The following is a 5,600-nucleotide window of genomic DNA, read 5'->3' as shown; positions in this document are numbered from 1 at the left end:
CTGGGTCGCGGGAGCGGCCTCGGCCTGCTCGACGGCGGCCTGCAGCGCGGCGTCGATCAGCGGGCGGTCGGGGCTCTTGGGGCAGACCGGGTCGGTGGCCGCCGCGTCGCCGGTGACCAGGAAGGCCTGGCAGCGGCAGCCGCCGTGGTCGACCGGGTGCTGGTCGCAGCTCAGGCAGGTGTCGCTCATCCACGCCGTGCCGCGGTAGCGGTTGAAGGCGTCGCTGTCGCGCCAGATGCCGGCGATGCTGTGCTCGGTGACCTTGGGAAATTCGAAGCCCGGCAGCATGCGCGCGCTGTGGCAGGGCAGGGCGGTGCCGTCGGGCGCGATGACCATGAACACCGCGCCCCAGCCGGCCATGCAGGGCTTGGGCTTGGCGTCCACGTAGTCGGGCGAGACCCACAGGATCTTGGTGCGGCCGGCCAGCCGCTCGCGGTGGCTGTCGACGATGGCCTCGGCCGCGCGCAGTTCGTCGGGCGTGGGCATCAGCGCCGCGCGGTTGAGCCAGGCCCAGCCGTAGTACTGGGTGTTGGCCAGCTCCAGGTAGTCGGCGCCCATGGCCTCGGCCATCTCGATGATGCGGCCCACGTGCGGCAGGTTGTAGCGGTGCATCACGCAGTTCAGCACCATCGGGTAGCCGAGCGACTTGATGATCGCGGCCACCTTGTTCTTGTGGTCGAAGGTGCGGGTGGACGACAGGAAGTCGTTCAGCTCCTTGGTGGAGTCCTGGAAGCTGAGCTGGATGTGGTCGAGCCCGGCGTCCTTGAGCGCGCGGGCGCGCTTCTCGGTGAGGCCGATGCCGGAGGTGATGAGGTTGGTGTAGTAGCCGAGCTGGCGCGCCTCGGCCACCAGCTCTTCCAGGTCGTCGCGCAGCAGCGGCTCGCCGCCCGAGAAGCCGAGCTGCACCGCGCCCATCTGCCGCGCCTCGCGGAACACGCGCTTCCAGTCCTCGGTGCCGATCTCGCCCAGGTGGTCGGCGTAGTTCGTGGGGTTGGAGCAGAACACGCAGTGCAGCGGGCACTTGTAGGTCAGCTCCGCGAGCAGCCACATCGGCGCGCCGGGCGGCTGCGGGGTGGCGGGCGAAGCGGCGGGGACGGCGGCGTGGCTCATGCGGGCCTAGACGATCCAGTGTTGTTCGTAGGCGTGGCGCAGGAAGTCCTCGACGTCACCGCGCAGCCCCTCGGTGCTGAAGCTGCGCTCCAGATCGGCGGTGATGTCGAGCACGCTCGCCTGGCCGTCGCAGCGCTTGAGGATCTCGCTGGCCGGGCCGTTGAGCTTGACCAGGCCTTCGGGGTAGAGCAGCACCCAGCAGTCCTGCGCCGGCTCGAACTGCAGGCGGAACATCGGCGCGAGGCGCGGGCGGGCGGTGTCGGCCACAGCACTCACGGTCGGCGCTCCTCGGGCAGGTCGTCGGGGTAGGCGCGCTCCACGGCGTCGAGCAGCGACCACAGCACGTCGAGCTTGAACTGCAGGATCTCGATCGCGCGCTCCTGCTTCGCGCGGGTGTCGCCGAACGCGATGGCGACCTCCAGGCCGTGCTCCACGTCGCGCTGCGCCAGCGGGATGCGGCTGCGGAAATAGGCCAGGCCCTCGGCGGCGATCCACGGGTACATGCTGGGCCAGCCGGCCAGCCGGTCGGCGTGGATCTTGGGCGCGAACATCTCGGTCAGCGAGGAGATCACGCCCTCGCGCCAGGGCGCGCGGCGCGCGAAGTTCACGTAGGCATCGACCGCGAAGCGCACGCCCGGCTGAACGTGGCGGTGCGACCAGAGGTCCTCGCGGCTCAGGCCCACGGCCATGCCCAGGCGCGTCCAGGTCTCGATGCCGCCAGCCGTTTTTTCGGAGTATTGGCCCTCGTGATCCAGATGGCCGTCGTGGTCGAGCATGCGCTCGATCCAGCGGCGCCGCGTCGCGCGGTCCTCGCAGTTGGCCATGACCGCGGCGTCCTTCATCGGGATCGCCTGCTGGTAGTAGAAGCGGTTGGCCACCCAGCCGCGCACCTGGAAGGGCTGCAGCGCGCCGCTGTTGAGCCGCTTGTTGAAGGGATGGTGGATGTGGTACCCGGACTCCTTGGCGCGCAGGCGTGCCTCGAATTCCGCGGGGGACCAGGGCAGGTCGGCGCTCAAAGAACGATCTCCATGCCATCGTGCGCCACCTCGATCCCGCGGCGCGCCAGTTCGGCGCGCTCGGCGCCGTAGTCGTCGAGGATGGGGTTGCTGTTGTTGATGTGGATCAGCAGCTTGCGGTGGGCGCCGGTGCGGTCGAGCGCGTCCATCATGCCGCCGCGTTGCGGCGAGCCGCTCTGCGGGAGGTGGCCCATGTCGGCGGCGAACTTGCTGCCCAGGCCGGCCTGCACCATCTCGTCCTCGGTCCAGAAGGTGCCGTCGACCAGCAGGCAGTCGGCGTCACGCATCCATTGCAGCTCCACGTCGCCCACGTCGGCCAGGCCCGGTGCGTAGAACAGCCGCTTGCCAGTCATGCGGTCGGTGACCTCGAGCGCGATGTTGTCGCCCACCTTGGGATCGTGGCGGTGTGGCGAATACGGCGGTGCCTTGCCCGGGATGGCGACGGCGCGGAAGCGCAGCGTCTCGAAGCCGTCGACGCTGAACTCGGCCACGCGCTGCTCGCCGGCCACCGGCAGCATGTGCCAGTGCACGCCACAGTAGTGGTCCAGCACGGTGAGGATGGGCAGGCCGGTGGTGAGGTCTTCGAACACGCAGGGCGTCACGTACAGCTCGATGGGCGGGCCCTCGCGCAGGCTGAGCAGGCCGGTCGCGTGGTCGATCTGGGCATCCATCAGCACCACGGCCTTGATCGGTGAATCACGCAGGCCGTGCTTCGGGTGCAGCGCGGGCTGCACGCGCAGCTGCTGGCCGATGTCGGGCGAGGCGTTCAGCAGCACCCAGCGCTGGCCGTCGGGGGAGATGGCGATGGAGCTCTGCGTGCGCGGCCGGATCAGCCGCGAGCCGTTGCGCGCGGCGGCACACATCGCGCAGTTGCAGTTCCACTGCGGGCAGCCGCCGCCTGCGCCGGAGCCCAGTACCAGCACCTTCATGGCGCACTCCGGCGTCTGACGCGCCGCTCGCTCAACAACAACATCGGTCCCCTCGTCTTGTTCTGTCCAGCGCGGGATCGCGCACACTGCGAACCCATCCCTGAACGCTACTCGTGCCCCGAAGGCAACGCCAGTCGATCATGATTTTCTTCCGAGCGACGGATGGGGCCTTGCGTGTGCCGCGCAGGGCGTCCGTGTTACGGCGACGCGGTCGATGGTTGCCGCCATCGACGGTCGGAGGTTCGCGCAGGCCCGACGGGGGCCGCAACCCCGCATTGACCCTGTGAGCAGCAACGGCGATCCGGGGCAAACCCTCGCCCCCGCGGCGCTGCCGGCCGGGGACTGGCTGGCGCCCGTGGACGGGCACCGCGTCTGGTGGTGCGAGGGGGGCGACCCAGCCGGGCTGCCGGTGCTGATCGTGCACGGCGGCCCGGGCGGCGCCAGCCGCCTGGAGCCGACGCGCTGGTTCGACGGCCTGCCGCTGCGCTGGATCGCGATCGACCAGCGCGGTTGCGGGCGCAGCGAGCCGCCCGGTCGGACGGACGGCAACGACCTGGGAGCGCTGCTCGACGACATGGAGCGCCTGCGCCGCCACCTGGGCCTGCGGCGCTGGGCCGTGGCCGGCGGCTCGTGGGGTGCGCGCGTGGCGCTGGCCTATGCCGCGCGCTGGCCGGAGGTGCTGCACGGGCTGCTGCTGCGCAGCCCCTTCCTCGGCACGGCCGCCGAGACGCGGCGCTACATCGCGCCGTGGCGGCCCTGGCTGGGCGCCGAGGGCCAGGCCTGGCTGGGCGAACCGGCCGCGACGGCGGTGGCCGCGCTGTATCAGGCGGAGCCGGGGTTGCTCCACATTGGCGCAATGCAGGCCGACGAGCGGATCGCCCGCGCCTGGTCGGCGTTCGACGATGCGCAATCGGCGCCGGGTGGGGTCGCGGCCAGCGGCGCTCGCTGCGATCCCGCCGCCTTGCCGGCCGCGACGCCGCAGCTGATGGCTTCGTGGCGCGTCCACGCCCACTACGCCGCCGCGTCCTGGGGGGCGGCGGCCGCCGGTGCGGCCGGTGTGCCGGCGCTGAACAGCGGTGTGCCGGTCAGCGTGGTCTGGGGGGCGGCCGATGCCACCTGCGACCCGGCCGTGGCCCAGGCGCTCGCGGCGGCGCTGCCAGGCGCCTTGTCGAACGAGGTGCCGGAGGCCGGTCACCGCATGAGCGATCCCCGCTTGGCGCCGGCCTTGCGTGCTGCCGCGCGCGACTGGGCGCTGCGGTGTCGGGGCATCGGCTGAACCAACTCCCTTTCCCTCTCCCCGCAGACGGGGAGAGGGGGTCTTCTTCTCCCTCTCCCTCTCCCGCTTGCGGGAGAGGGCCGGGGTGAGGGGCGGCCGGGTGGCGGGCCGGTCGTCAGCCGCTCGGCCCGCCGGTCATTCCGGCTCGCGCCAGCGCAGCTTGCGGTAGATGGTGTTGCGGCTGATGCCCAGGCGCTTGGAGGCGACCGAGATGTTGCCGTCGGCGGCGTCCACCGCGTGGCGGATCATCTCGCGCTCCAGTTCCTCGAGGGTCTTGCCGCCGCTGTCGATGCCGCTCGCCATCGCGCGCACCACGCCGGCGCGGGCCCGCCGGGTGCCGCGGCGCCGGGGGCGGCCCGCAGCTGGCTTCCTCGAGGAAGTCGTCCGACAGGTGCTCGCGGGTGATCACCGGCTCGCCGGCCGCCATCACCGCAGCGGTGTGCAGCACGTTGGCCAGCTGCCGCAGGTTGCCGGGCCAGTCGTAGCGCTGCAGCAGGGCCTCGACGTCCGGCGCCAGCATGAGCGGCGCGCCGGGCGCCTCGTCGGCGAGCAGCCGGCGCACCAGGGCCATCAGGTCGGAGCGCTCGCGCAGCGGCGGCAGCTTCACCGCCAGCCCATTGAGCCGGTAGTAGAGGTCTTCGCGGATGCGGTGGGTGTCGATCAGCTCGCGCGGGTTGCGGTCGGTGGCGCCGATGAGGGCCAGGTCGACCTCCTGCGGCTGCACCGCGCCCAGCGGCGTGACCTGGCGCTCCTGCAGCACGCGCAGCAGGCGTGCCTGCAGTCCGAGCGGCAGGCCGCCGATCTCGTCGAGGAAGAGCGTGCCGCCGGAGGCCTGCACCAGCTTGCCGACCGCACCCTTGCGCCGTGCGCCCGGGAACACGCCCTCGGCGTAGCCCAGCAGCTCGGCCTCGAGCTGCGCCTCGGGCGTGGAGGCGCACTGGACCGAGATGAAGGGCCGGTGCGCCCGCCGCGATTCGCGGTGGATGGCGCGCGCCAGCATCTCCTTGCCGCTGCCGGCTTCGCCGAGGATCAGCACCGGGATGTCGCGGTCGAGTACCCGGCGAAGCTTGGAGATCAGTGCCTCGATCTGCAGGTCGCCGGTCTGCAGGCGCGCGAAGGTGACTTCGGGTTCCGGGGTCGTTTCGGCCGGCGCACCGCCGTCGGCTGCCGGGGCCGACCGGGGGTTGCGGGTTGCGGCGTCGCGCGCGGTCGCGGCAGGCGACGTGGGGCCGATTTCCTCGGTCGCCGGCATGGCGGGGGTGCCGTCGG

6 protein-coding genes and 1 pseudogene are annotated in these 5,600 nt (G+C 72.1%); 1 reads left to right on the top strand and 6 read right to left on the bottom strand.

Features of this window, described 5'->3' with window-relative positions; all coding sequences use genetic code 11:
• From pqqE to pqqB, 4 genes are all read right to left on the bottom strand, one after another.
• On the bottom strand, positions 1–1,110 hold a 1,110-nt coding region (pqqE, locus tag Y694_RS19255; RefSeq protein ID WP_036235468.1), incomplete at its 3' end, for a pyrroloquinoline quinone biosynthesis protein PqqE.
• Positions 1,111–1,116: 6 nt separating this feature from the next.
• A complete protein-coding gene (pqqD, locus tag Y694_RS19250; protein WP_011830173.1) occupies positions 1,117–1,386 on the bottom strand; it encodes a pyrroloquinoline quinone biosynthesis peptide chaperone PqqD in 270 nt (89 codons plus the stop codon).
• Positions 1,383–2,126 carry a pyrroloquinoline-quinone synthase PqqC gene (gene pqqC / locus Y694_RS19245; protein ID WP_036235466.1) on the bottom strand — a complete coding sequence of 248 codons (744 nt, stop codon included), beginning with the start codon at positions 2,124–2,126 and terminating at the stop codon, positions 1,383–1,385. The genes pqqD and pqqC overlap by 4 nt, the downstream gene beginning before the upstream one ends.
• Entirely contained in the window at positions 2,123–3,055 is a 933-nt protein-coding gene (gene pqqB, locus Y694_RS19240; RefSeq protein ID WP_036235463.1) for a pyrroloquinoline quinone biosynthesis protein PqqB, read from the bottom strand. The genes pqqC and pqqB overlap by 4 nt, the downstream gene beginning before the upstream one ends.
• Positions 3,056–3,338: 283 nt before the next feature.
• On the opposite strand from pqqB, the gene Y694_RS19235 reads away from it, so the two are divergent.
• Complete coding sequence (locus Y694_RS19235) at positions 3,339–4,331, top strand: alpha/beta fold hydrolase (protein ID WP_051495904.1); 993 nt, start codon at positions 3,339–3,341, stop codon at positions 4,329–4,331.
• A gap of 135 nt (positions 4,332–4,466) precedes the next feature.
• Here the strand turns inward: Y694_RS19235 and Y694_RS26260 are convergent, their stop codons facing one another.
• Together Y694_RS26260 and Y694_RS26255 are read right to left on the bottom strand one after the other, a co-directional pair.
• Positions 4,467–4,580, bottom strand: a complete 114-nt coding sequence (locus Y694_RS26260) for a helix-turn-helix domain-containing protein (protein WP_231497794.1) — start codon at positions 4,578–4,580, stop codon at positions 4,467–4,469.
• A gap of 400 nt (positions 4,581–4,980) precedes the next feature.
• Positions 4,981–5,583 (bottom strand): annotated as a pseudogene (locus Y694_RS26255) (sigma 54-interacting transcriptional regulator); the annotation flags it as partial.
• Between the last annotated feature and the right edge of the window lie 17 nt (positions 5,584–5,600).

It is taken from the genome of Methylibium sp. T29-B (genome assembly GCF_000576225.1).
In the GTDB taxonomy this organism is placed as follows: domain Bacteria; phylum Pseudomonadota; class Gammaproteobacteria; order Burkholderiales; family Burkholderiaceae_C; genus Methylibium; species Methylibium petroleiphilum.
This window is presented reverse-complemented; position numbering and strand designations above follow the sequence as displayed.

Excerpts from the sequence above, each read along its gene's own strand:
- pqqB (WP_036235463.1), bottom strand. The coding sequence starts at position 3,055 with ATGAAGGTGCTGGTACTGGGCTCCGGCGCAGGCGGCGGCTGCCCGCAG.
- Y694_RS26260 (WP_231497794.1), bottom strand. The coding sequence starts at position 4,580 with ATGATCCGCCACGCGGTGGACGCCGCCGACGGCAACATCTCGGTCGCC.